Raw genomic sequence first — 25491 nt, forward strand, 5'->3', positions numbered from 1 at the left:
CTAGGCCTCGGGGGTCTCGTCCTCGTCCACGACCTCAACGTGGACGGCCTCGGCCGCGGTCTCGCCGGCCTCGGACGGGGCGTCCGCCATGGCGGCCACGCGGTCAGTCACGGTGGTCACGGCGTCCTGCACCTGGGCGGAGGCGTCGGCGACGGCGTCGGAGAGGGACTCGCGGAGCTGGTCCATGCGCTCGCGGGCGAGGTCGACCTTGGCGCGGAGCTCGTCGGTCTTGGCGTCGACGGTGGGACGGAAGTCGTTGATCTTGTCGGTCACGACGCCGGCACCACGCTCGTAGGTGTCAACGGCGGAGTCCCAGGCGTCGTTCATGGCATCAGCGGCCATGGCGCGGCTCTCGGCACCGGAGCGCGGGGCGAGCATGAGGCCGGCGACGACACCGGTCGCGGCGCCGAAGATGCTGCCAAGGATGAAACCGACGGTCTTCTTGTTCATGTCTTCCTCCTGTTGGTAGGTGCACATCGGGGCGCGTGGGCGCCGGCTAACGAACGAGGTGCGGACGGGGGACGTCCTTCATGCCCCAGGGGTCGTCGTCCTCGAGGTCAGAGTCGGAATCGGGGTCGGCGGCCTGGTCTTCCGCGGGCTCGGGATCATCTGCGGAATCGGGGTCGTCCGGGTCGTCGAGGTCGTCGAAGTCTTCGGCGGAATCGGCGTCTGCCGCGGGCTCCGGCTCTTCGAGGTCGTCAACGGGCTCGTCGACGGGCTCGAGGTCCTTCTCGGCCTCGTCTGCCACGGGCTCGGTCACGGCAGTGTCGGAGAGGTCGTCCGCCTCGTCCCAGTCCGCGGGCTCGTCGTCCGCGGGCTCGTCCTCGGTGATGGGCTCGTAGGCCGCGTCGACGAACTCGGTCACGACGGTCTCCTCCTCGTAAGGGAGCTCATCGTCGAAGGGGTCGTCGAGGGGCTCGGAATCATCCTCCGGCTCCGACTCCGGCTCGCCGAGGCTGTCCACGAGGTCGACCAGGCCGCTCGCAATGGCCTCGACGTCGGGCTCCGGCTCGCCGCCGCCCGAGTACGCCCACTGGAGAATCCAGACGGCGCTCGAGAGGGCGCCGGCCACGAGGACGTCGTCCGGGCAGGCGAGGGTAATCTTGTAGGTGCGCTCGTCAACCTCGACGGTCTGGCCGCCCGTCACGTCGCCGGCGGCATTCGTCTGAGCGAGGAGCTCCACCGTCACGTGCTCGAGCAGGTGCGCGAGCTCGGTGTCCGCGACGACCTCACCAAAGCTGGAGGAGGCGTCGCCCAGGCACATGTGGTCGACGAGGCCGGGCATGATCTCGAGCACGTGCTCGGTGCCCTCGGGGTCCTCGCTGGTCAGCAGGGGCGCATCGGGGGAGACGGCAACCACGGCCTCGAGGTTCCTCGGCCCCACCGTGACCTTGATGATGTCAAAAAGCTGGGCCATCGAGGCTCCTCTCACTTCCGCCGGGTGTGCGGGCTGGTGACAGTGTACCCGTACATTGTAGTTAAACTGCCGCCGCGGAGCCTACTCCTTCGAGGAGTCGTCGCCCTTCTCGCCGTCAGCGTTGTTCTCGCCCGCCTCGGCGGCGGGCTCGGGCGCCACGACGCGCAGCATCGAGAGTCGGCGGCCGCGCATGGACTGGACGCGGAACTGGTAGTCGTCCTTCTCGATGACGTCGCCGGGGTGGGGCACCTTGTCCGCGAGCTCCAGGACGAAGCCGGCGATGGTCTCGTACTCCTCGCTGTCCTCGATGGGCCAGCCGAGCTCGATGGCATCGTCGATGGAGAAGCGGCCGTCCACGAGCCACTCGCGATCGGAAAGCTTGGTGAGGTACTTGTTGTCGGGGTCAAACTCGTCCTCGATCTCTCCCACGACCTCCTCGACGATGTCCTCAATCGTGATGATGCCGGCGGTGCCGCCGTACTCGTCCACCACGATGACCATCTGGTCGTGGCTGGACTGCATCTCGGAGAGCAGGGGGATGATGTCCTTGGTGTCGGGCACGAAGTCGGCCGCGCGCACGTGGGACGCCACGGAGTCGGCGGACTTGCCGTCGTCCAGGATGGGGCTGATGAGGTCCTTGATGTGGGCGATGCCCACGATCCTGTCCACGGACTCGTGGTAGATGGGGATGCGGGAGTAGCCGGTGCGGCGCATGACGGCCATGACCTCGGAGAGCGTGGAGGTGTCCTCCATCGCGGTCATATCGACGCGCGGGACCATGACCTCGCGGGCGATGGTGTCGCCCATGTCGATGACCTCGTGGATCATCGACTTCTCCTGGTCCGTGAGCTCGTCGGCGTCCGTGACCATGTACTTGATCTCCTCCTCGGAGACGCTGTCGCGCTCGTCGGCGGACTTGACGCCCAGGAGGGCGGAGAGGCCGTTGGCGGACTTGGCCGTGAGCCAGACGAGCGGGCGCGCGACGTGCATGAATCCGCGAATGGGGCCAGAGACGGACTTGGCGACGGCCTCGGCGTTGGAGAGTGCCATGCGCTTGGGCACGAGCTCGCCCACCACGATGGAGAGGTAGGAGACCGCGAGGGTGATGAGGACGGGCGCGAGGGGCTGCGCGATGGACTCGGGCATGCCGAGGCTCACGAACCAGCTGCCGAGCGGGTCGGAGAGGCTGGTGCTCGCGAAGGCGGAGGACGCAAAGCCCACAAGGGTGATTGCCACCTGGATGGTAGCGAGGAACTGCTCCGAGTTGGAGGCGAGGTCGAGGGCGCTGCGTGCTCTGCGGTCACCCTCCTCAGCCTCGGGTTCGAGAACCGCTCGCTTGGCGCTCACCACCGCGAGCTCGGACATCGAGAAATAGCCGTTGGCCAGCGTGAGCAGGAAAGTGACCACAATACTTATCGCTACGTCCATGCGCCTGTGCGCAACCTCCTTGGTCGGGGATCAGATGCGTGCCTTGGTCGGGACGATGGGACCGCCGGCACAATGGGATGATTCTAGCAGGTCACGGCAGTTTGTGCCTTACAATCCATCTTTCTTTTAAGGACCAGGCACCTGTGCGCGCGCCTCCAGCCTGCACTCGCCAGCGGCAGCCGCCCAGAGTCTTTGTCAGCGACAACGTACCCGCACATAACGCGCTCGGGCCGGCTCGGCAGATCGGCGCCTGCAAAACCGGGCTTCGGGCCGGTGGATTTTGGGCGCCGGACGTGCAAGAGCGACTTGGAATCACTGTGTTATGCCATATGGCGCTTGTCCAACATCGGCCAAGAAGACGCCTTGACGTCAAAATCCACCGGCCCGAAGCCCGGTTTTGCTGACGAAAGATCGGCTCACCGACCCGAATGCGTTATGTGTGCCCCTGGCCAGCATGATTCAGGGCCGCCAAGGCAGCTTCCTTGGTCTCGGAGCCAAAGAGCCTCTCCCTGAGCTGGGCTCTTCTCTCTTCCATGCGGTCGCTCATTGGTCGCCTTTCGATCCCCAGGCTTTCTTCAAGATCCTCAACAAACAGATTGAGCAGCGCATTGCTTCTAAGTATCCCGTTTGTGAGCGTGAGGCAATCGAGGCCCTCGGCCTTATACGCCCGACGCTTTGCCTCGTCTCGTGCCCTCGCCTCGGGCGAAAGGTGCTCCTGTGTGCTGTCGTACTCGACAACGGTCCCATTGTCCCAAGTGAAGTCGGGAATCACCGTCTCTTTGTTGAGCCGCTTCGCCAGGCCGGGGGGAAGCTTAATCCTCCTGTTCATAGAGAATCCTCCAAGGTCGGCTCCACCGCGGGCCCGGCTTAACTTGAGAAAGATTGCGACGTCCGTCTCTCGAGGCGAGTTGGAGCCGGGCGCCGATATGTCCAGCGCCGCGGCCGCACGAGCACCTCCGCGAACGCCCAAGGCACGGAGAGCGCCAACATAGCCTTCAAGCTCAGCAAGGCCAACCAGCGCTTCTAGGTCTCCGACGCTCCCCTCTTCGGTCCAGGGCGCCAGGCCGTATGTTCCGGCCATCTCGCACGCCACCTCAGCGAGGTCAATCTCGTCCATCTTGGTGGCAAGCTGACAGAACACAGCTGGAATCCGGCAGACGTATATTCCGTTTCCTATCCCATGAAGGTGTTCGTCCGTGAGCGGGCCTCGCCAAACATGGTCGTCGATGTTCGCGTATCCGCGTCGCTTGCCCTTGGCTTTCACCACGACATCGAGCGGGGCTTTCGTGTTGCAGAGGTTGATCGCGAGGTTCGCCCGCTCGGACAGCGTGAGCGGCCTCGCGCCGTACGTCTTTCCCGTTGGCTCGAGCACGTCTCGCTCCGCGGTGGCCGCCCTGACCGCGCGCCAGAAGTCCAGTGCTGACTCGTACCCGACCACCAATCGTCTCTCGCTCATGCCGCTCCTTTCCCCATGGCACCACAATGAGGCAACGGCTTCGGCTGAGCAACGAGAGATTAAATCTCTACATTATGTATATGAATGTTCGTGTAACATTCGTGTAAGCATGAGAAAGGCGCTGCTCAGAGCCACGCCCTGAGCAGCGCCTGTTCTTTTTCGTTACCGTTCGCCTTGGGCGGACGACTTTACGCCATGAGCTCCTTCACGGCGTCGCTCGCGGCAGTGAGCTGCTCGTCCGTGGGAATCCAGTTCACGGCGAGGGTCTTCACCGGCATCTGGAAGCCCGCGGCCTCGAGCTCCTTGGCCACGTTGTTGGGGCCGAGGGGCGCCCAGCCGTAGGAGCCAAAGGCCAGACCCACGCGGTTCTCGTTCTTGGGCGAGAGGCCCTTCATGTACGTGAGGAACGCGGAGACAGTGGGCAGCATCTGGCTGTTGAGGGTGGGCGAGCCCACGCAGACGTACTTGCAATCCAGGAAGACGTCCATGACGTTGGAGATGTGGTTCTCCTTGAGGTCCATGAGCTGCGCGGGCACGCCGGCGGCGAGGAAGCCGTCGACGAGCGAGCGAGCGATCTTCTCGGTGGAGTGCCACATGGAGTCGTAGACCACGAGCGCGCGCTCCTTGACGGCGCCGGAGACGAAGTCCTCCTCGTAGGCGCGCAGGATGTCCTCGACGTGGCTGCGCCAGATGACGCCGTGCGCCGGGCAGATCATGTCGATGGCGTCCGGGCCGAGGCTGCGCACGGCCTTGACCGCCGCGGTGGCCTGAGCGCGGTACGGCTGCACGATGTTGGCGTAGTACTTGCGCGCCTGGTGCATGATCTCGCAGAGTTCGTTCTCGTCGTCAAAGCGGGCGGAGCTGGCAAAGTGCTGGCCAAAGGCGTCGTTGGAGAAGAGGATCTTGTCGTAGGCGTCGTAGGTGACCATGTTGTCCGGCCAGTGGACCATCGGGGTCTGGACAAAGGCCAGCGTGCGCTTGCCGATGCAGAGGGTGTCGCCGGTCTTGACGCCGTTGTAGCCCAGGTCGCCGAAGTGGGCGGTCATGTTCTTGACGCCCTGCGGGGCGGAGCTGTAGATCTGGGCGCCCGGGGCGAGCTCGTGGATGACGGGCGTGGAGCCGGAGTGGTCCATCTCCACGTGGTTGGCGATGAGCACCTCAATCTTGGACGGGTCAATCACCGAGGAGATGCGCTCGAGCAGCTCGTCCTTGAAGGTGATCTTGGCGGTGTCGATGAGCGTTACCTTCTCGTCGAGGATGAGGTAGGCGTTGTAGGTGATGCCGGCCTCGGTGGTGTAGCCGTGGAACTCGCGGGCGTTCCAGTCGAGCGCGCCGACCCAGTAGACGTCCGGCTTGATCTGAACTGCGGAAAGCATGCTGTCCTCCTGTTGCACGACGGCCTCATTTGTTGGCCGACTGGTAGCATTTTACCCAACTGCGGGCGGTCGGACGCTGAGGACCGACCGCCCGCGTGGGGGTTCTGTTAATTGGGGACTGTCCCCAATTTACAGGCTACTTCTCGCCGGCGGCGCGGCGGGCGGCGTACTCGGCTGCGAGCTTCTGCTGGATGTCGTGCGGGACCTGCTCGTAGCCGGAGACCTCCATCTCGAACTCGCCGGTGCCGCGGGAGAGCGAGCGCAGGCGGGTGGCGTAGTCGGTGACCTCGGCGTACGGGATGGTGGCGACGACGGTGGTCTCGCCGGCGGTGGCGCCGGTACCGGCCTCCATGCCCTCGACGCGGCCGCGGGAGGCGGAGACGTCGCCCATCACGGAGCCGGCGTAGCTCTCGGGCACGGTGATGCGCAGGTGCGCCATGGGCTCAAGCAGAACGGGCTCGGCCTGGTCGACGGCCTTCTGGAAGCCGATGCGCGCGGCGGTCTTGAACGCCATCTCGTTGGAGTCGACGGGGTGGTAGGAGCCCTCGTAGACGGCGACCTTGACGTCGATCATCGGGTAGCCGGCGAGCACGCCCTCGCGCATGGTCTCCTGGACGCCCTTGTCGATGGCCGGGATGAAGCCGCGCGGGATGTGGCCGCCCACGACCTCGTCGGCGAACTCGTAGCCGGCGCCCGGGTTGGGCTCGATGCGCAGCCAGCAGTCGCCGTACTGACCGGCGCCACCGGTCTGCTTCTTGTGACGGCCCTGGGCGGAGGCAACGCGGCGGATGGTCTCGCGATACGGAATCTTGAGCGCCACGGTGTGAGCGGTGATGCCGGCGCGGTCCTCGAGGCGGTCAAGAAGGACGCTGACCTGCGCCTCGCCGATGGCGGAGATGACGGTCTGGCCGGTGTCCTCGTCGCGCTCGACCTTGAGGGTGGGATCGGCGTCCGCGGACTTCTCCAGGAAGGCGTAGAGCTTGCCCTCGGTGCCGCGCGCGTCGGGCTCGATGGCGATGCGGTAGAGCGAGTTGGGGAAGCGGAACTCGGCGGCCTCGACCTTGCCGGTGACAGAGAGCGTGTCGCCCGTCATGGCCTCGAGCTTGGGAACCACGACGATGTCGCCGGCGGCCGCGGACTGGACGTCCGTGGTCTCCTTGCCGCACATCTGATAGAGGTGGCCGAGGCGCTCGGTCTTGCGGGTGCGGGCGTTGGTGAGCTCGATGCCCGGCGTGATGGTACCGGCGAGGACCTTGAGGAAGGAGAGGCGGCCGTTCTGCGGGTCGTTGAGGGACTTGAAGGCAAAGACCACGGGACGCTCGTCGTCCTCGGAGATGTCGAGCTGCTCGCCGTTGACCAGCGGGATGCGGCCGAAGTCGGCCATGGTGGGGAACCACGCCACGGCGGCGTCCATGAAGGAGATGACGCCCTCCTCGCGCACGCAGCTGCCGGAGAAGACGGGCACGAAGACGCGCTCGCGGATGGCCTTGGCAAGCAGGCCCTCGAGCTCGTCCTGGGTGACCTCCTCGCCCTCGAGGTACTTCATCATGATCTCGTCGTCGGCCTCGACCACGAGCTCGGTGAGCTGGGCGCGCGCGGCCTCGGCGGCATCGGCGAACTCGGCGGGGACGTCGCCCACCACGGGCTTGCCGTTATCGAGGTGACGGGCCTTCATGTGGACGACGTCGATGATGCCCTGGAACGCCTCGCCGGAGCCCATCGGGATGGTCACGGCACCGAGGTTGGAGCCAAAGCGGTCCTGCAGCGCGGCCATGGCCACGTCAAAGTCCGCATCCGGGCGGTCGAGGCGGTTGATGAAGAGCGCGCGGGCGAGGGAGAGGTCCTCGGCCGCGTACCACAGACGGGTGGTGATGGTGCCCGGGCCCGAGGCGGCGTCCACGACAAAGACGGCGGTCTCGCAGGCGCTCATGGCCGCGTAGGCGTCACCCACGAAGTCGGGGTAGCACGGAGCGTCGAGCACGTTCAGGCGCGTACCCTCCCAGGTGATGGGCGCGATGGCGGTGGAGATGGAGAAGCCGCGCTCTCCCTCCTCGCCGTCGTAGTCGAGCGTGGGCTTGGTGCCGGCGTGGCCGCCCAGACGAGTGGTACGCCCCGTCAGGTGGAGCATGGCCTCGGCCAGCATGGTCTTGCCCACGCCGCCTTGGCCCACAAGGACCACGTTCTTAACCTTCTCGGTTCCCTTTGCAGCCATGATGCCTCCCTAGAACGGGTGTATGCACGATGCCATTCACCATACCCACGTTTGGACACGGCGTTGCGCACATATCGGGCAGCGGGCGAGAAGAGCGGTGGGGGCGGAACGTCACCGTCCCGCCCCCATCGTCACTTCTTGGGGTTATCGTCGCCCTCGCCCTTCTTGGGCAGGCGGCCGGCGCGACGCAGGGCGTCGCGCAAGATCCACTCGACCTGGCCGTTGGCGCTGCGCATCTCGTCCACGGCCCAGCGCTCGACCGCGGCCCAGACCTCCGGGTCTATGCGGAGCGGATATTGCTTGCGCGCGGCCACGTCGTCAGCGTCCTACTGGTAGAGGGACCCGGTGTTGAGCACGGGCTGAGCCTCGGACTCGCCGCAGAGGACGACCATCAGGTTGGAGGCCATCACGGCCTTGCGGTCGTCGTCGAACTCCACCACGCCGCCGTCGGAGAGCTCCTTGAGGGCCATGTCCACCATCGAGACGGCACCCTCCACGATCTTCTTGCGGGCGGCGATGATGGCCTCGGCCTGTTGGCGGCGCAGCATCGCCTGGGCGATCTCCGGCGCGTAGGCAAGGTGCGTGAGGCGAGCGTCGTCCACCGAGACGCCAGCCGGGGCCAGGCGACGGTCGAGCTCCTCCTTGAGGGACTCGGAGACCTCCTCGATGTTGGAGCGCAGCGTGATGGACTGGTTGGAGGCGTCATCGTCCTCCATGTGGTCGTAGGCGTAGACGCTGGCCACGTGACGCAGGGCCGTCTCCGTCTGCATGGCCACGTAGCTGGGGTAGTGGTCCACGTCAAAGAGCGCCTTGGCGGTGTCGGCCACGTGCCAGACCACGACGGTGGCGATCTCGATGGGGTTACCCATCTTGTCGTTGACCTTGAGGCGGTCGCCGTTGAGCGTGCGGGCGCGCAGGGAGACCTTGGTGGAGAGCGCCTTGGCGGCTGCGGCTGCCTTCACGGACGGGGTGCCCTCCTCCAGACTCACGTCGATGGAGGCGCCGGTACCATCGGAGCCCAGGCTGTGGCTGTAGAACGGGTTGACCCAGTAGAACCCGGACTCGCGGACGGTACCCACGTAGTTGCCAAAGAGCACGAGCACGCGGGCCTGACCCGGCTGCAGCGAGAAGAACCCGCTGCTGACGATGATGTTCGCGATGAGCAGCACGATGCCGCCGACGAGGAGGACAACGCCCGGGATCGGCAGCGGCTGGCCAGCCTCATCCGCCGTGCCCAACATGATGATGCCCTGGACCATACCCCAGATGGCGACGACGTACACGACGAGGTTGACGAAGAGCATGGGCCAGCCGGACGCGGCGCGGGCCTGCTTCTCTACGGTCATTGCGGTTCCTTTCAACGGCGCTGCGGCCCCCTATGGGTCGCGATGCGCTGATACCATTGTGATATCACATTGGTTTCTTGTCAACGCAACCGCAGGAGGAGCGGCGTACGGCAGTGAATAGTCGATGGACGGCGCCGGCGCCGACCGACCGCACCGGCGACGAGCGCGTGCCGTGCTACCCGCCATTTTGCTCGTCCCTCCCTTTTGCCTGGCAGATTGCCCAAAGCTGCCGGTCAGCTTTGCGTACGCGGCATCCGCTAGGCTGAGGCCGAGTTTCGAGATGGGAGGCAGGAGATGGGGCTGTGTCTGGGATTTGAGTCGGCGCTGCAGTACTGGCTGACAAAGGGAGAGGACGAGGCCGTACCAGAGGGCACGGACACGGGCAGGTTCGCATTTGCGCAGGCCAGCTCGAGGCTGGCTCGACGCGAGCACCTCCCGCTGGAGCCCTCCGAGAAGCGCCCCCTTCACCTCATGGTTCCCAACCAGACGGTAAAGCACCGTCTTGACGGCTTTGAGGTGCACGTCTGCAGCACCCGCCTTCCCGAGCACTCGTTCAGGCGACTGAGCGGAGACAACCTCGTGGCGTCCCCCGGGCTCACGTTCCTCCAGATGGCTCCGCACCACACCCTGTGGGAGCTCGTCGAGATTGGCTGCTATCTCTGCTCGACGTTCTCGATCTCGGAGCGCGGGCGCGACTACACGGGAGAGCGCGAGCAGCTGGTCTCCCTCGACGACCTTCGCAGGTACGTGAGCTCCCTCCCAAAACGCACGTACGGCATGCGGCAGGCGCGCCGCGCCCTCGAGTACGTCGTCGAGCTGACGGCCTCCCCAAAGGAGGTCCACCTTGCCATGCACTACGGGATGCCTCCCGATCTGGGCGGCAGGGGGCCAATCGCAATCTCGGCGAACCAGATAATCAAGATCGAGGAACACGGCCAGCGGCTCCTGGACGAGCATCACCTCAAGGGCGACCTGTACCTGTCGGACTACAGGAGCGACCTCGAGTACGACAGCCTGACCTATCACACGGGCCGCTTTCGTCTTGACCACACGCAGACTCGGAGAAACGTCCTGGAGGCCATGGAGATCAAGACCATCTCGGCAACCCATGGACAGATGGACACCCTCCAGCACTTCGATGACTTCACCTGGCTGCTCGAAGAGCGAATCGGCCGGGAGCACTCCGAGGCGACGAAAGACCAGAGAAGCGCTCAGGTCGACCTATTCCAGTGGATGAACGACAGGGAGCGGGTGCTTTTCTAGCGACTTCGAGGCCGGCGGAGCGCCCGAGAGGGTCACCTGCCGCCCGTCTCTCATTTGTAGGGTATTTCCAGGAGGGTTTGCCAGATACCCAACAAATGAATGGAGGAAGAAACCCCAGCTAGGGAGCTTGCCGCATTTTGAGTGTATCTCACCCAAGCCCCGTGAAATACCCTACAAATGAGAGCGTCCGCACGAGGAGGCCAATTACGATGGCCGAGGGACCCGGCACGCTCGGATATGATGGGCTGTGACTCAATGAAAGCGGAGGTCACATGGGATACAGGACCTACACCTGTCAGATTGCGCGCGACTGCGGGGGCTGCGAGTGGCTCGCGGTTCCCTACCCCATACAGCTGCGGCGCAAGCAGGAGCAGGTGGAGGAGCTGCTGGGCGCAATGGCCCGCGAGGACGACGCAGCGCTCGAGCCCATCCGCGGGATGGACGAGCCGGTGCGCTACCGCCACAAGGCGGCCACGCCGTTTGCGCACGGCCCGCGGGGGCGCGTGCGCTGCGGCTTCTACGCTGCGGGAACGCACCGCATCGTGCCATGCGAGACCTGCCTCGTGGAGGACGAGCGCGCACGGCGCATTCTCAACTCCGTCGCACGCGTGGCGGAGCGGCTGCACATCCCTCCCTATGACGAGGACCGCGGCGTTGGCGTGCTCCGCCACGCCGTCGTTCGCTGCGGCTGGAAGACCGAGGACGTCCTGCTGGTCCTCGTGACCCGCGTGGACGAGCTGCGCGACCCCGGCCGCCTGGTGTCCGAGCTCCGCGCCGCGTGCCCCGAGGTCACGAGCATCGTGCAGAACGTGAACGACCGCCGGACCAACGCGATCCTGGGACGGCGCTGCCGCACCCTCTTTGGCCCCGGCGTCATGCACGACCAGCTGCTCGGCTGCACCTTCGAGATAGGGCCCACGAGCTTCTACCAGACCAACCCGGAGCAGACCGAGGTCCTCTACCAGCTTGCCCTTGAGGGCGTGGCGGGCTCCGCGCGCGTGCTGGACGCCTACTGCGGCACGGGCACCATCGGCATCTGCGCCGCCCGCGAGTCCGAGGACGCGCGCGTCACGGGCGTCGAGCAGGTAACGGGAGCCGTTGCCTGCGCCCGCCGCAACGCCGAGGCCAACGGCGTGCAGGACCGCTGCCGCTTCGTTGCCGCGGACGCCACCGAGTGGATGGCCCGCGAGGGCGCGAGGGAGCGCTTCGACGCCGTGATCATGGACCCGCCGCGCGCCGGCAGCACGCCGGAGTTCCTGGCAGGCGTGGCCGCGCTCGCACCCGAGCGCGTGGCCTACGTCTCCTGCAACGTGGTCACCCAGGCGCGCGACCTCGAGCTGCTCCGAAAGCGCGGCTACCGCCTCGAGCACGTGACGCCGGTGGACATGTTCCCCCACACGCGCCACGTCGAGAGCGTGGTCACCCTCAGGCGCCGGTAGCAGCCGGCAGCGAGCCCCAGAACGACCGACCCAAGAACAGGAGACACCGTGACTGCCCCCATCACGCTCCCCGAGCACCTGGACTTCGCCCTCTTTGACTTTGACGGCGTCATCGCGGACACCGAGCCACTCTACGTTGAGCTCGACCGCCAGGCCATCCGGCACTTTGGCTACGACCCCACAGACGAGGAGGTCCTCTCCTTCGTAGGCCATCCCTCAGAGATCCTGGCGCCGGAGCTCCTCGCAAAGCACGGCATCAGCATCACGACCGAGCAGTACCTCGAGGTGTGGGATGCGGACGGCATGATCTACGGCAGCCCCGACCTCGAGCCCAGCCCCGGCCTACCCGAGCTCTGGAACGAGCTCGCGGCGCGCGGCACGAAGATCGGCGTGGTCTCCACGACCCCGTGCTCGAGCCTCGTGCGCGCCCTCAACCACTTTCAGCTGCTGTCCCTCGTCTCTGTCATCGTGGGACGCGAGCTCGTGAGCGAGCGCAAGCCCAGCCCCGAGCCCTACCGGACGGCCCTCTCGTATCTCGCGCCGGGCGAGAAGAACCCCGAGCTCCGGGCGGTTGCCGTGGAGGACTCGCGCGCGGGAATCACCGCGGCGCGCGCGGCGGGCATCTGGACCGTGCAGTACCTGGGCGCGGCCAGCGCGGACCGCGGCGCCGGCGAGGCAGCCGGGGCCAACGCCTTCGCGCCGAGCATGGCGGACATCATGCGCGCGCTGCGGTAGAAAACGGGCGCCCGGCGAGCAGGCTCAACCGGGCGCCCGTAAGGCAGCAAGCGTTACTTGAGGTTCTTGACCAGCTCCTCCCGGATGGAGTCAACGGAGATAAAGTCGGTCAGCACAATGGTGTGGTCCTTGGCGCTCTCCGGCATGTTGTCCGCCAGCTCCCGCGTGGTTACGTACCAGTCGGAATCCTGAGCAGAAACCGAACCGAGGTCGCAGTTATCAACCTCAGCGTCAATCCCCTCCTGAGAGAGAATGCTCTCGATGTTCATCTTGGCAATGAGGGAGCTGCCCATCCCCATGCCGCAAACGCACGTGATCTTCATGACCCTACTTCCCTTCTGCCTCTTTGAGGCATTGACTGACTGTTTCTGCAAACTCCTCGTACGTGCCAACGGCACGCACGCGATCGATGAAGTCGCTTCGACTCAGCAGCATTCCCACCTGCTGAATCGCTCTCTGATTTACCAGCTTGTCCCTCGTGCAAAGGGACAGCGCGCAGAACACCTCCTTCCCGTTCACGTAAATGGGCCTCCGTATCCTCACGAAGCTAAAGCCGGTCCCGCGCACGTGATCGCTTATCCCGGCGTGAGGCATGATGATGCCCGGCGCTATGAGAATCGTCGTGAGCGGACCAAAGCAGTGCGCGGCGCTCACCATCTGTCGTGGGTACTCCTCGTCGCAGAGTCCCGCTTTGTGGAGAAGGCCACCGCCGAGCAAGATGAGCTCGTCCATGCCCTCAACCTCGTCACAGACCCCAAAGCACCTCTCGCCAAGAAGGTCGAGGAGGCCGGGAGCCTCAGGTTCCTCGTCGCCCACCGAGGTGAAGACGCGACGCACAAGGTGGCTGCCCAGTCGTTGATAGTCGTCGTCCGTGAGGAGGGGCGACACCCTCAGAAACGGCACGTCCCCGTACGCGGACCGATTGACGTCCACGACGCTGATGACGAGGTCGACCGGGGAAGAGCCGCGGAGCGCCGCGGCGAGGTCCGCCGCACCCACCGTGGCCACCACCTTGATGCTGAACGCGTTGATGAGCTTGTACTGCAGAAGGCGCGAGACCGCGTTTCCAGCGTTGCAGACGATCACGACCCGCGTCGCGCCCCGCCTTGCATTTGACAGCTTCTCGATCGAGGAGGCCAGGTAGAGCGTGAAGAAGGAGCACTCGTCATCGGTCAGCTCGGCGTGGGCGAACCCCTCCAGCTCGGAGACGGATTCCCTGACGGCGGCATGCAGCTTGCCGTACTTGCCCATCACGCTCTCCAGCAGAGGGTTGGAAATCTGGGCATTGAAGCGCAGCCGATACACAAGGGGGATCATGTGTCCCACCACAATGCCAAAGAGCTCGGAGTCCGCGCCAAAGTCATAGTCGTAGCGCTCGCTCACGGCAAGGATGAACCGCTGGGCTATTACCTCGAGCTCGAATGGGTAGTTCTGCTCTGCGTAGCGGGGGCTCGTGGTGGGCAGGGACTGGAGGATGATGCCCAGGTAGTAGTTCTCATCCTCCGAAAGCTCCACGCCCAGCAGCTCGGAGGCGCGAGCTCGCAGGAAGCGTGCGAGCTCGAATCCCGCGCTTCTCTCAAGATAGGATCGGTCGTCATCATTAAGACCATAATCGTGGCCGGCACCTCGCTCCAGCGAGATGAGCACGACCTGAAGCAGAATCGTCCACTGGACTCCCCGCTCAAAGTGGTTCGGAAGGACGTCCTCGAGGGTCTGCTGAAGCTGACCCACCTGCGTCGCGCCAAACCGATCAAACTCTGTTTCGGCCATCCCGTAAAGGCCCCGGACAACTCGCTCGACCTCTCGGCAGGTGTCCATGACGCATGCCTCGCGAAGACTCGACAGCAGGAGATTGCGCACAACGAAGAGGTTTCCCTTGACCTGGTAGCCATGCTGCTTGTCAAAGACGAGCTGCAGCCCCTGCCCTGTAAGGGTGCGACGCAGGGAGCTCATGTCGTTGCTTACGGTTCTGGCGGACGTCTGCATCTGGTTTGCCATCCGCTCCACGGTGCTGCGGGCATCTACGCACAGTATCGAGAAGAGCACGAAGAGCCGCCTGCCCTTCGGGTCGGCTGGATCTATCACCACATCTGAAGAGACGTCCTCGTCAAGCAGCGCAAACGCCCTTGAGCGCTGAGCCTCGGCGAGGCGAAGGCCCTTGCCCGGCACACGCTCGACCGCCTGGAGGCCTCCAGCCTCCAGCAGCTCGTCGACCTCTCCAAGCGCATACGTCAGGGCACGCCGGCTGAGACCAAGCCGATCGGCAAGCTCCTGCGAGCTGACCCAGCCGGGCTGCCTCAGCAGCTGGCGAAGAATCATGTTGACGCGCTTCTTCAAGAGACACTCCAAGACGAATTCCCGTTTGGGCGAGATGCGTGAGAAGGGGTGCGGGGCGAACCCGCACCCCCCAGGAGGACTAGGCGAGGCCGAGAGCGTGGCCGATGCCGGAGAGAATCGACATGACCGGCATCCAGAAGATGCTGTAGTCGGTCTGCGAGTAGGTGAGGCCCCCGCCATAGAGCACGCCCGTGAGGGGATAGAGGAACATCACGAGCATATGGACGGCAAAGACGATCACGAACCCGGCAACGATGGAGCCCTTCCAGCCACCGAACTTGTTGCCAAAGACGCCAAGGGTCATTCCGTCAAACACGACAACATTGGGGCTCGGAAACACCACGACGGGCATCTGAAAGACGATGGTGATGAGCATGGCGCACAGCGCGCCCACGGCGGCGGACACAAAGCCGAGCATCGCCCCCGTACCGGAAAGCGGATAGAAGACCGCGCAGTCCAGGGCGGGAATGGAGCCCTTGGCATACTTGTCAGCGATGCCCTTGAAGGCGGGCAGAAGCTGGTTGATGAACATGCGGACGCCGGCAAGCAGGATGGTAAAGCCTGCGGTGAAGGAGATTCCCTGCAGGAAAAGCCAGACGAGCCAATAGGTGGAGCCAGCGAGCTCCTCGATGCCCGCCTGGCCAATGGCGATACCCATCCCAATGAAGATGAGCGGCATGAGGATGGCCATGGCAACGGTGACGTCCTTCAGGACCTCGAGACCCTTGGGAAGCTTGATCTTGTCCGCATCCTCCTCGGGGTTGCCCACCGCCTTGGCGAGAAGGACGCCCAGGCCGGTACCAATCTGCAGCTGGTGACCAAGGGTGTAATTGTCTCCGGTGAAGTTCTTGGTGTAGAGGCGCGCCACCGCGGGAGAGAACGTGTTGTATATGCCAAGAAGCACTGCGGCGGTCACAATGGTGGGAACGGAGACTATCTCCCAACCAAAAGCGGCAGAGAGGGACGCGCAGAGGAACGAGGACAGGATAAGGGCAACGTGAACGGTGAGGTACACGTTCTTGCACTGCTTCCAGGGCACGATCTTAACCAGAATGAGGTTGATCACAAAGCCGCCAAGGAAAGCCAGAACGACGGCGGTCGTGTACTCAGAGAGCATCGTGCCGTAGACCGAGAAGTTCTGCGGGACGACGCCCGTAACGCCCGTCACATCGTTGAGCTTCTGGATAACCGGCGTGAGCGTGCTGGTGAGCAGGTTCGAACCCGTAGAAAGCATCGTCATGCCAACGAGCGTCTTGATGACGCCATCAAGAATCTCGTGGGCCTTCTTCCTCTGCAGAAGCAGGCCGACGAGCGTGACCAGGCTCAAGAAGATCGGTGCCTGGGTGAATGACTGAACAAGCGTAGATACGATGTCTGGCATGGTTTAGCAGCCTCCCTTGTTAAGCTCGTCGACTATGGCGTGCGCATCCTCGTCCGTGCGGGCAGCTCGGAGCGCGCTCACGTGCCGCTCGTCACCCAGGAACTGGGCGATGCGCCTGAGCTGGTCAATGTGCTCCTTAGCGTCAACGGACGCAATCACGCACACGAGAAAGACCGGGTCGTTGGCGGCGCTGCCAAAGTTGACCGGGTTTTTCAGGGTAATGAGCGAGAGCCCGGTGCGCTTGACGCTGGGAGAGGGCTTTGAGTGCGCGAACGCCATTCCCGGGGACAGCACGAAATATGGACCGAGCTCATCAAACGCCGCGTTCATTTCGTCGACGTACCCCGATGTGATGCAGCCCTTTTCAATCAGCACGTCTGCCGCCTTTTGGATTGCGTCGCGGCAGTCCGCAACCTCGACCTGGAGGCGCAGGTTGTCATAGTCGAACTTGTCTTCCATAAGGACGTCTCCTGTGTCTATCTTTACGAACAGGCTGGAGTCTCGTCGGCCCCGCGGAAGCCGAACCCCTCGGTACCTATGGTTGGGGAAGCGAGTCAAGAAAAACATAGAAAACTTGTCATCATCCGCTGTGACATCGATTGCGTAGTCGGATGCCACACCGTCCTCGCGTAGATACCCCCAATCCGAGAGCGCCATTCAAACCGTTCACAGTCTGTGAACGGTTTGTTCTTCTCTCTGAACGGTCATTCAAAATAATCACAGTGAATGGACCGATTTGATGGTTTACTGTGTAATGTAACCAAATACTTGCTCATATTGTTCAGCAGTTTGAGCAGCACCATAGAGCGACGACTATCCGCAAGGGGGCCTTGCCATGGGATCCGGGAGAAGCAGGGGCTTCGTGAGACAGAGGCGAGAGACCATCGCCAACATCCTCAAGGACGAGGGGCGCGCCGGCGTCTCCGACCTTGCCGACAGGCTCGGCACCTCCCCGCTCACCATACGCCGCGACCTCGACGCCCTGGAGGAGCGCGGCGTCGTCGTCCGCCGCTACGGCGAGGCGGTCCTCGCGGAGGCCGACGGCAGCGAGGCCAAGGAGGCCTTCGCCGCCGAGCGCGCCGCCATCGCGCAGGCGGCGGCCAAGCTCGTGAGCAGCGACGAGCTGCTCTTTGTCAACACCAGCTCCACCGCCCTCGACATGGTTCCCTACATCAGGGCGCAGGGCGTGACCGTGGTCACCAACAGCGCGAACGCCTACAAGCTGCCCATCCCGCCCAACGGCATGGTGCTCGTGACCGGCGGCGAGGTCCGCCGCCCGCGCGGCGTGCTCTCTGGCGTGTTCGCTCTCGCCAACGTGGGGAGCGTCTCGGCCACCACGTGCTTCGTGGGCTGCGCCGGCATCTCCACCTCCGCGGGCGTCACGTCGACCACGCAGCAGGAGGCTGCCGTGAACTCCCTCATGGTCGAGCGCGCGGACAGGATGATCCTCCTTGCGGACTCGAGCAAGCTGGGCATGGCCGCCGGGTTCTCCTACGCCACGCTCGACCAGGTCTCGATTCTCATCACGGACACCGGCGCCACGGACGAGGACGTTGACGCCCTCCTGGCGGCCGGAATCCACGAGGTACGTCGCGTCGACCCCCTGGCGGCGGAGGTATAGCCGGACCCCTCGCCGCAACAGGGCAAGACGCGTATACCCATACGAACGGGCCGGCGCCCGACGGGTCCTCCTTCCCCGTCGGGCGCCGGCCCGTATCTGTGGCGGGAGGCGGAACGGGTCCGCCCCCGCTTCGCCCCGCTACGCGGGGTCAATCGCCACGGTGAGGTTCTCGCGCACGTGGACGCGGCCCGCGGCGAGCAGGCCCACGACCTCGGGATAGAGCTCGTGCTCGATGGCGTGGATGTGCTCCTCCAGCTCGTCCACGGTCCAGCCCTCCTCGACGGGCAGCGCGCGCTGCGCGATGATGGGGCCGGCGTCGTAGTCCGCGTTGGCAAAGTGCACGGTCACGCCCGTGACCTTGACGCCCCGGTCGTAGGCGTCCTGGATGGCGTGCGCGCCGGGGAAGCTGGGCAGCAGCGCGGGGTGCAGGTTGACCACGCGGTTGGGGAACGCGGCCAGGATGGGGTCGTGCACCTTGCGCATGTAGCCGGCCATGATGACGTAGTCCACGCCGCGGCGCCTGAGCTCGGCGGCGATGATCTCGTCCGCTTCCTCGGGGTCGGCGTAGATCTCCTTGGAGAGCGTGAGGGTCTGGAGCCCCGCGGCCTCCGCGCGCTTGAGGCCAAAGGCGCTCGGACGCGAGCTCACCACGAGCTCGATCGAGGCGTCCAGCGTGCCGTCAGCGATGCGGTCGATGATGGCCTGGAGGTTGGTGCCGCTTCCGGAGATGAGGACGCCGAGCCTGATGGCGGGCGACGAGGCGACGTTCTTCTCGTCCGTCGTGCTAGCGCTCATCGTCGTACACCACCTTCCCCTTGGCGCCCGCCTCGCCAGCGATCACGCGACCGACCGAGAAGGGCGCGAGCCCCTGGGCCTCGAGCGCCTCGCGCACGGCGGCCTCGTCCTCGGGCGCGCAGATGACGGCCATGCCCACGCCCATGTTGAAGGTGCGGTAGGCCTCGTCCAGCGTGAGCCCGGCGGCCTTGATCATGTACGTGATGACGGGCGGGACGTCCCACGCGGGGCCGGCCTCGCCGCCGCGGGAGACCAGCGCATCCAGGCCCTCGGGCATGGCGCGGTCGAGGTTCTCGGTGATGCCGCCGCCGGTGATGTGCGCCATCGCGTGGATGGGCGCGCCGGCGCGCAGGGCGGCCAGGAGCTGGCCGGCGTAGATGGTGGTGGGGCGCATGACGGCGTCGGCCAGGGACTCGCCGCCCAGCTCGGGCAGCGGGGTCTCCAGCTCCTCCACGGTCTTGCCCTCGATAGCCACCTTGCGCACGAGGGAGTAGCCGTTGGAGTGGATGCCGGAGCTGGGGAGGCCCAGGATGACGTCGCCCTCGCGCACCTTGTCCGGGCCGATCATCTTGGGACGGTCCACGACGCCCACCACAAAGCCGGCGAGGTCGTAGTCGCCCTCGGCCATGACGCCGGGGTGCTCGGCCATCTCGCCGCCCACGAGGGCGCAGCCGGACTTGCGGCAGCCCTCGGCGATGCCGCCCACGATCTTGGCCACGTGCTCGGCGCGCAGCTTGCCAATGGCCACGTAGTCGAGGAAGAAGAGCGGCTCGGCGCCCATGGGCACGATGTCGTCCACGCACATGGCCACGAGGTCCTCGCCCACCGTCTCGTGACGGTCGAGCAGCTGCGCGATGGCGAGCTTGGTGCCCACGCCGTCCGTGCCGGAGACCAGGATGGGCTCCTCCATGTCCTTGAGCGCGGCGGCCGAGAAGCACGAGCCAAAGCCGCCCAGGCCACCTATGACCTCGGGGCGGTTGGTGGCTGCGACGGCGGCCTTGATCGCGTCGACGGCGCGGGCGCCCTCGGCGGTGTCCACGCCGGCGTCCGCATAGCTCACGTGCTTGGTGTTCTCGGCCATCTTGGTCCTTTCTTCTGTCAGCGAGTCAGAAGGGGGCTGTCCCCCTCCGGCCCATTATCAAGGAAGTCCTGGGCGTCCTCGAGCGGCATCTGCGAGGTCGCGGAGGCCGACTCCAGGTTGCGCGGCTCGAACCCGGGGAGGAACCGGTCCTCCCAGAACGAGCGTGGTATCTCGACGGGGTACTCCCCGGTGAAGCACGCCTTGCAGTAGCCGCAGCCCGCGCCGGAGGGCACGCAGGCCAGCAGCCCCTCGGTGGAGAGGAAGCCCACGGAGTCCGCCTCTATGTGGGCGCGGATCTCCTCCAGCGACATGCGGGCGGCGATGAGCTGGTCCTGGCTGCCGGTGTCTATGCCGTAGAAGCACGGCCACTTGACCATGGGCGAGGCCGAGCGCACGTGCACCTCGGTGGCGCCGGCGGCCTTGAGCATGCGCACGATCTGGCGCGAGGTGGTGCCGCGGACGATGGAGTCGTCCACCATCACCAGGCGCTTGCCGCGCACCACGTCCGGCAGGGCGTTGAGCTTGAGGCGCACGCCCATCTGACGGAGCTCCTGCGTGGGCTGGATGAAGGTGCGCGCCACGTAGCGGTTCTTGATGAGGCCGGTGCCAAAGGGGATGCCCAGCTCCTGGGCAAAGCCCTCTGCCGCGGGGGTGCCCGAGTCCGGCACGGAGATCACGAGATCGGCGTCCACGGGGGTCTCGCGGGCGAGCCGGCGGCCCATGTTGTGGCGCATGAGGTAGAAGCTCTCCCCGTCCTGGACGGAGTCGGGGCGCGAGAAGTACACGTGCTCGAAGACGCAGGCCGCGCGGCGGCCCGGCGCGCAGCCGCGCTCGGAGCGCAGGCCGTCGTCGGAGACGCGGACGATCTCGCCGGGCTCGATCTCGCGCACGAAGGTGGCGCCGGTGATGTCGAGGGCACAGGTCTCGCTCGCCACGACCCAGCCGTCCTCGCCCAGCCGGCCCAGCACGAGCGGTCGGATGCCGTGCGGGTCGCGGAAGGCGTAGAGCGCGTTGTCGCGCACGAGCACCATGGCGTAGCCGCCCTCGAGCATGCGCATCGTGTGCGCGATGCCCGTGCGCAGGCGCCCCGCGCGCTGCGTGAAGTAGCCGATGAGCTTGGCGGCGACCTCTGAGTCCGTGTTGGAGCGGAAGGGGATGCCCATCTCGATGAGCTCGCGGCGCAGCGCGTCAAAGTTCACGAGCGTTCCGTTGTGTGCGAGCGCGATGATCACGTCGTTGATGGTGGAGAGGTGCGGCTGCGCGGCCTCCCAGCCGCGCGCCCCGGCGGTGCCGTAGCGGCAGTGCCCGCAGGCCACGTGCCCCGGCATGGCCGAGAGGTCGGCGTCCGAGAAGACCTGCGTCACGAGGCCCAGGTCCTTGCGCACGAGCACGGTACGCCCGTCGCCCACCGCGATGCCGGCGGACTCCTGGCCGCGGTGCTGGAGCGCGCGCAGGGCGAAGTAGGTCATGCGGGCCGCGTCGCGCCCGGGCGCCCAGACGCCAAAGACGCCGCACTCCTCATGGAGGCCCCGGGGCTCGAGGTCCTTCTCGGCGCTGCCCGCGGTCTGCGGCTCAGCGCCAGTATCGAGGTCCTGGATGGTCACGAAATCGGTCCCTCCTATCAGTTGGCTGCCGAGGCGGCCGCCGCGGCGGCGGCGTCCACGGCGGACACGGGCGCGCACACCAGGACCACGCGGCCCTTGTCCGCGTCATCGTAGTAGCACGTGCAGAGGGAGAGCACCTGCGACGTGCCGGCAATGACCTCGGCGGCGTCCGCGCGGCTTGCGGTGGACATGCCGAGAAGCCCGTTGAGGTAGGCGTGGAAGTCGTCCATGGAGGCGAAGTTGAACTGCCGCACGTTGACGTCATCCGCGGAGGTGGGGTAGGCCATCAGCGGCCTGAGCTGGTAGGTGGCCGCCTCGGTCACGTACCAGATGGTGGACACGCTGTCGAACATCTCCTGACCCTGCATGTCGGACACGGCCTTGAACATGGAGCCGTCGCGCAGGTGGTGACCGTAGATGATGGTCTGGGAGTCCACCATGCCGGGCGCGGCGTTCTCGTAGTCCATGAAGATCTGCCCGCCGATGGTGTACTCGCCCTCGGCGCTGGTGTGGAGATACTTCTCGTTGTCAGAGGCCTGGTAGACGGGGAAGTTGACCACGGTGCCGGGAATCTGCACCCAGCCCACGACCTCGTCGTTCACGGCCTTGAGGGCCTCCCAGTCAACCCGGGGCGGCTCCTCGCCGCTCTCCGAGACGTCCACGAACGCGGCGAGCTCCTCGTTCACGCGCTCCTGCTCCGCGTACTGCCGCTGGTTGTTGAACCAGAGCACGCCCGCGGCCACGATGAGGCCTATGCCCGCAAGGAAGAGCAGGACGGAGAGCACGCGGCCGATGCGCTTCCAGACGCTGCGGCTGCGGCGGCCGGAGAGGTCGTAGGGGTCCGTCTCGACGAAGTGCGGCGCCTTGAGGCGCCGGTCGTGCCCGCGGCGCTCCTCCTCGGGCTCGGTCACGACCGAGACGAAGCCCTCGGCGCCGTGCGGGATGCTCGCGGCGTGAGGGTTGCCGTCCGGCGCGTGAAAGGACTCCTCCCCGCCGCGACGGGTGGTGAGGCCCGAGCGGGGGTTGGCCGAGCGCGGGCGCTGGGACTCCTGCGCGAAGTGCGCCCCGGAGCCCGAGGACCCGCGGGCGGCATGCGCGCCGCGGGGAGCCTCGTCGGGTTGTCTGAAGTGCGAAGCCATCCTGAGCCCCTTGGGACCTACGCCTCCGCCATCTGGCGCTTGAACTCGACGATCTTCTCGCGATACTCGGGCATGGTGGCGCCGAGGATCTGCGTGGCGTAGATGGCGGCGTTCTTGGCGCCGTTGATGGCGACGCAGGCCACGGGCACGCCGGAGGGCATCTGGACCATGGAGAGCAGCGAGTCCATGCCGCCGAGGTCGGAGGTCTTCATGGGCACGCCGATGATGGGCAGCGGGGTGAACGCCGCGACGACGCCGCCGAGGTGGGCGGCCTTGCCGGCAGCGGCGATGATGACCTTGAGGCCGCGATCGGCCGCGGAGCCGGCCCACTCGTGGACCTTGTCGGGGTTGCGGTGCGCGCTGGCGATGACCAGCTCGTAGGGAACGCCGAGCTCCTCGAGCTGGGCGGTGCAGGCCTCCATCGTGGGGAGGTCGGACTTCGAGCCCATGATGATACCAACAAGCGGCTGCTCTGCCATGATGCTCCTCTCGTCGTTGCATATGCCGTTCAAGTATAGAACGTGCTGGCCCGCGACGTTATGACAAAGGGGACAGGGTGGTTTGTCATAACGAGCGGGGCGTGAAGCTGGACCATACAACACCCGGCTTTATTGGGCAGATTCGGGGCCAAACCCCGGGTGTTGCATGGTTCGCCCCGCGCTGCCGCGGGAATTTGTCGCAAACGTAACATGCCGCGGCGGGAAAAGGGCTATGCTGTCCCCTTGTACGCTGGTCCATCAGTCCGCGGACAAAGGAGAATCCCATGAACACAGCCAGCAATCTGCACCTCTACCAGCGCGAGGGCGGCTACCTGCCGCGCGTCGCTGCCGTCCACGACCTCTGCGGCTACGGCAAGTGCTCGCTCGGGGTGGCCATCCCCGTGCTCTCGGCGGCGGGCATCGACGTGTGCCCCGTCCCCACGTCGCTCTTCTCGGCGCACACGCGCTTCCCCAAGTTCTACATGCACGACACCACGCCCATGCTGGACGAGTACCTCGACGCCTGGCGCGAGGAGGGCATCGAGCTCGACGGCATCTACTCCGGCTTCCTGGGCTCGGCCGAGCAGGTGGGCGCCATCCTGCGCCTCTATCGCGAGTACCCCAACGCGCTGCGCATCGTTGACCCGGTGATGGGCGACGGCGGCTCCAAGTACCCCACCTACACCGACGAGATGTGCGCCGCCATGCGCGACCTCGTTGACGGCGCGGACGTGCTCACGCCCAACCTCACCGAGGCCTCCATCCTCACCGGCATCCCCTACGAGGGACAGGACGTGGACGTGGCGTACGTCACGCGCCTCATGGACGCGCTGCTGGGCATGGGCGCCAAGTCCGTGGTGATCAAGGGCATCGTCCACGAGGGCGAGCAGGTCATCCGCAACTACGTGGCCGTGAACGGCGAGGGCGAGACGCAGGTCGAGGAGGTCTCGAGCGTGCTCCTTCCCTTCATGCTGCACGGCACGGGCGACCTCTTTGCCTCCGGCCTCACCGCGGCGATCTACGCCGGCGAGAGCCTGCTCTCCAGCGTGGAGTTTGCCGGCGCTCTGGTGCGCCACGCCATGCAGATCACGCCCGACCAGCCGGACTACCAGGTGCGCGGCGTGAGCTTCGAGAGCGTGTTGGGAGACGTGACAGCGCTTCTGGGCTAGGCTCGGGCAGCCGGCCCTTCCGGTCATCGGCAACGCCAAGCGGCAGGACAAAAAAGCGCCCCGCGGGTCGAGAAGAACCCGCGGGGCGCCGTCGTCTCTCTGGACGCGCCTAGAGGCAGAAGCCGAGGATGATGGCGTCCGACGTGCCCGTGCGATGGCCGTACGGGGTGCCGCCCTCGGGGGAGACCACGAGGTACCAGTAGTCGGTCACGACGTCCGGGCTCCTGGTCCACCAGTACTCGCCCAGGGCGAGCGTGGCGTTGTCGCCCACGGAGGTCACGCCGGAGTCGGTGTAGAGCTGGTACTGCTCGCCCTCGCTCTGGTAGATGCCGTAGCGGCGGTTGCTCGAGTCGAGCGGGCCCACGACCTCGGAGTACGAGGGGATCCACAGGTACTCGGACGTGACGCTCTGGCCGCTGCCGTAGGCCATGGGCAGGTTGGTGGTCTTGTTCACGGGCACCACGAGCTCGGCGAGCTCGGCGGGAATCTCCGCCATGAGGCTCTGGTTGAGCCAGGAGCGCAGGGGCGTCTCCTCCCAGGCGGTCGCGATGCCGGAGGGATCGACGGCCTGGTTGCCCACGGACGCGCGGGTGATGAACGTGATGCCCGAGACGCCGGTGCCGTCGGACTTGGCGTCATGCCTGAAGCCGCCGATGGCCACGGGCACGACCGCGCCGCTGGAGAGCTCGAGGTTCTTGACGTTGTTGGCGTCGATGGAGCCGCTCTCGGCGCAGAGGTTGTAGCGACGGGCGATGTCGATGCCCTCCTCGTCGCTGGGCGCTGCGGCAATGAGCGCGGAGATCTGGGAGAGCTCGGTCCAGGAGTAGGCCTGGAGCGTGTCGCGAACCTCGGGCCCGCCCTCGATGGGACCCTCGTCCTCGGGCTCCTCCTCGGCCACCTCGGGCTGGATGGGCTCGATGCTGCCGTCGGAGGGCTCCTCGAACTGCGGGGTCTCGGCGGTGCGGTCCGCGAAGGGGCTGAACCAGCCGGTGGAGATGTACGCCAGGGCCACGCCCACCACGGCGAGGATCACGAGCGCGATCGCGATTGCGGGGACCTTGTCCGGCCCGAGGGACTCGAAGCGCTCCGCCACGGAGTGCCCAAAGTCGACCACGGCATCCTTTGCGCTGCCGGCAACCTCCTTGGCGCGCTCGGCAAACTCACCGGCGCGCTCGGCGGGCGTGGGGCCGGCGGGAGCGGGGGGCTCCGGCTC

Annotated in this window: 23 protein-coding genes; 5 read left to right on the plus strand and 18 right to left on the minus strand. The window is 66.0% G+C overall.

Annotated elements, in window-relative coordinates; all coding sequences use genetic code 11:
- The 8 genes from B5F79_RS09875 to B5F79_RS09910 form a co-directional block, all read right to left on the minus strand.
- Positions 1 to 450, minus strand: coding sequence for a YtxH domain-containing protein (locus tag B5F79_RS09875; RefSeq protein WP_087220980.1), 450 nt, complete (start codon positions 448 to 450; stop codon positions 1 to 3).
- A gap of 46 nt (positions 451 to 496) precedes the next feature.
- Entirely contained in the window at positions 497 to 1417 is a 921-nt protein-coding gene (locus B5F79_RS09880) for a cyanophycin synthetase family protein (RefSeq protein WP_087220984.1), read from the minus strand.
- 81 nt (positions 1418 to 1498) lie between these two features.
- The gene (locus tag B5F79_RS09885; protein ID WP_087220987.1) at positions 1499 to 2845 is read right to left on the minus strand and encodes a hemolysin family protein; all 1347 of its coding nucleotides are present in this window, start codon (positions 2843 to 2845) and stop codon (positions 1499 to 1501) included.
- 433 nt (positions 2846 to 3278) lie between these two features.
- Positions 3279 to 4301, minus strand: coding sequence for a hypothetical protein (locus tag B5F79_RS09890; RefSeq protein WP_087220990.1), 1023 nt, complete (start codon positions 4299 to 4301; stop codon positions 3279 to 3281).
- 188 nt (positions 4302 to 4489) lie between these two features.
- A complete protein-coding gene (locus B5F79_RS09895) occupies positions 4490 to 5677 on the minus strand; it encodes an FprA family A-type flavoprotein (RefSeq protein ID WP_087220993.1) in 1188 nt (395 codons plus the stop codon).
- Positions 5678 to 5813: 136 nt separating this feature from the next.
- A complete protein-coding gene (locus B5F79_RS09900; protein ID WP_087220996.1) occupies positions 5814 to 7889 on the minus strand; it encodes an elongation factor G in 2076 nt (691 codons plus the stop codon).
- 131 nt (positions 7890 to 8020) lie between these two features.
- A complete protein-coding gene (locus B5F79_RS09905; protein ID WP_087220999.1) occupies positions 8021 to 8203 on the minus strand; it encodes an Arc family DNA binding domain-containing protein in 183 nt (60 codons plus the stop codon).
- A gap of 12 nt (positions 8204 to 8215) precedes the next feature.
- On the minus strand, positions 8216 to 9235 hold the full coding sequence (locus B5F79_RS09910) for an SPFH domain-containing protein (RefSeq protein WP_087221002.1): 1020 nt from the start codon (positions 9233 to 9235) through the stop codon (positions 8216 to 8218).
- 294 nt (positions 9236 to 9529) lie between these two features.
- Here B5F79_RS09910 and B5F79_RS09915 point away from each other — a divergent pair, with 294 nt between their 5' ends.
- The 3 genes from B5F79_RS09915 (at position 9530) to B5F79_RS09925 (ending at position 12672) form a co-directional block, all read left to right on the plus strand.
- Complete coding sequence (locus B5F79_RS09915) at positions 9530 to 10498, plus strand: hypothetical protein (protein ID WP_087221005.1); 969 nt, start codon at positions 9530 to 9532, stop codon at positions 10496 to 10498.
- Positions 10499 to 10770: 272 nt separating this feature from the next.
- On the plus strand, positions 10771 to 11937 hold the full coding sequence (gene rlmD, locus B5F79_RS09920) for a 23S rRNA (uracil(1939)-C(5))-methyltransferase RlmD (protein WP_087221008.1): 1167 nt from the start codon (positions 10771 to 10773) through the stop codon (positions 11935 to 11937).
- A gap of 48 nt (positions 11938 to 11985) precedes the next feature.
- Positions 11986 to 12672, plus strand: a complete 687-nt coding sequence (locus B5F79_RS09925) for an HAD family hydrolase (protein WP_087221011.1) — start codon at positions 11986 to 11988, stop codon at positions 12670 to 12672.
- Between the two features lie 53 nt (positions 12673 to 12725).
- On the opposite strand, the gene B5F79_RS09930 is transcribed toward B5F79_RS09925, so the two are convergent.
- The 4 genes from B5F79_RS09930 to B5F79_RS09945 form a co-directional block, all read right to left on the minus strand.
- Positions 12726 to 12995: a PTS sugar transporter subunit IIB gene (locus tag B5F79_RS09930; protein ID WP_087221013.1), complete on the minus strand. Its 270-nt coding sequence runs from the start codon at positions 12993 to 12995 to the stop codon at positions 12726 to 12728.
- 4 nt (positions 12996 to 12999) lie between these two features.
- Complete coding sequence (locus tag B5F79_RS09935; protein WP_158094879.1) at positions 13000 to 15009, minus strand: BglG family transcription antiterminator; 2010 nt, start codon at positions 15007 to 15009, stop codon at positions 13000 to 13002.
- Positions 15010 to 15088: 79 nt separating this feature from the next.
- Positions 15089 to 16390, minus strand: coding sequence for a PTS ascorbate transporter subunit IIC (locus B5F79_RS09940; RefSeq protein ID WP_087221019.1), 1302 nt, complete (start codon positions 16388 to 16390; stop codon positions 15089 to 15091).
- Positions 16391 to 16393: 3 nt separating this feature from the next.
- Positions 16394 to 16849 (minus strand): PTS sugar transporter subunit IIA, encoded by a 456-nt coding sequence (locus B5F79_RS09945; RefSeq protein WP_158094880.1) that lies wholly within the window; start codon positions 16847 to 16849, stop codon positions 16394 to 16396.
- Positions 16850 to 17225: 376 nt separating this feature from the next.
- Here B5F79_RS09945 and B5F79_RS09950 point away from each other — a divergent pair, with 376 nt between their 5' ends.
- Positions 17226 to 18011: a DeoR/GlpR family DNA-binding transcription regulator gene (locus tag B5F79_RS09950; protein WP_087221025.1), complete on the plus strand. Its 786-nt coding sequence runs from the start codon at positions 17226 to 17228 to the stop codon at positions 18009 to 18011.
- A 138-nt stretch (positions 18012 to 18149) separates the two neighbouring features.
- On the opposite strand, the gene purN is transcribed toward B5F79_RS09950, so the two are convergent.
- The 5 genes from purN to purE are packed head-to-tail and all read right to left on the minus strand — an operon-like array spanning position 18150 to position 23109.
- Entirely contained in the window at positions 18150 to 18806 is a 657-nt protein-coding gene (gene purN, locus B5F79_RS09955) for a phosphoribosylglycinamide formyltransferase (RefSeq protein ID WP_087221028.1), read from the minus strand.
- Entirely contained in the window at positions 18796 to 19887 is a 1092-nt protein-coding gene (purM, locus tag B5F79_RS09960) for a phosphoribosylformylglycinamidine cyclo-ligase (RefSeq protein ID WP_087221031.1), read from the minus strand. The genes purN and purM overlap by 11 nt, the downstream gene beginning before the upstream one ends.
- A gap of 17 nt (positions 19888 to 19904) precedes the next feature.
- Positions 19905 to 21485 carry an amidophosphoribosyltransferase gene (gene purF / locus B5F79_RS09965; protein ID WP_087221056.1) on the minus strand — a complete coding sequence of 527 codons (1581 nt, stop codon included), beginning with the start codon at positions 21483 to 21485 and terminating at the stop codon, positions 19905 to 19907.
- Between the two features lie 23 nt (positions 21486 to 21508).
- Positions 21509 to 22630 carry a class B sortase gene (locus tag B5F79_RS09970; protein ID WP_087221034.1) on the minus strand — a complete coding sequence of 374 codons (1122 nt, stop codon included), beginning with the start codon at positions 22628 to 22630 and terminating at the stop codon, positions 21509 to 21511.
- A 17-nt stretch (positions 22631 to 22647) separates the two neighbouring features.
- Complete coding sequence (purE, locus tag B5F79_RS09975; RefSeq protein WP_087221037.1) at positions 22648 to 23109, minus strand: 5-(carboxyamino)imidazole ribonucleotide mutase; 462 nt, start codon at positions 23107 to 23109, stop codon at positions 22648 to 22650.
- A 284-nt stretch (positions 23110 to 23393) separates the two neighbouring features.
- On the opposite strand from purE, the gene B5F79_RS09980 reads away from it, so the two are divergent.
- Complete coding sequence (locus B5F79_RS09980) at positions 23394 to 24278, plus strand: PfkB family carbohydrate kinase (RefSeq protein WP_087221041.1); 885 nt, start codon at positions 23394 to 23396, stop codon at positions 24276 to 24278.
- Positions 24279 to 24387: 109 nt separating this feature from the next.
- Here the strand turns inward: B5F79_RS09980 and B5F79_RS11025 are convergent.
- Positions 24388 to 25491: DUF6273 domain-containing protein (locus B5F79_RS11025; protein WP_087221044.1), on the minus strand; the 1104-nt coding region annotated here is incomplete at its 5' end.

This window comes from Olsenella sp. An285 (assembly GCF_002159625.1).
GTDB lineage: Bacteria > Actinomycetota > Coriobacteriia > Coriobacteriales > Atopobiaceae > Thermophilibacter > Thermophilibacter avicola.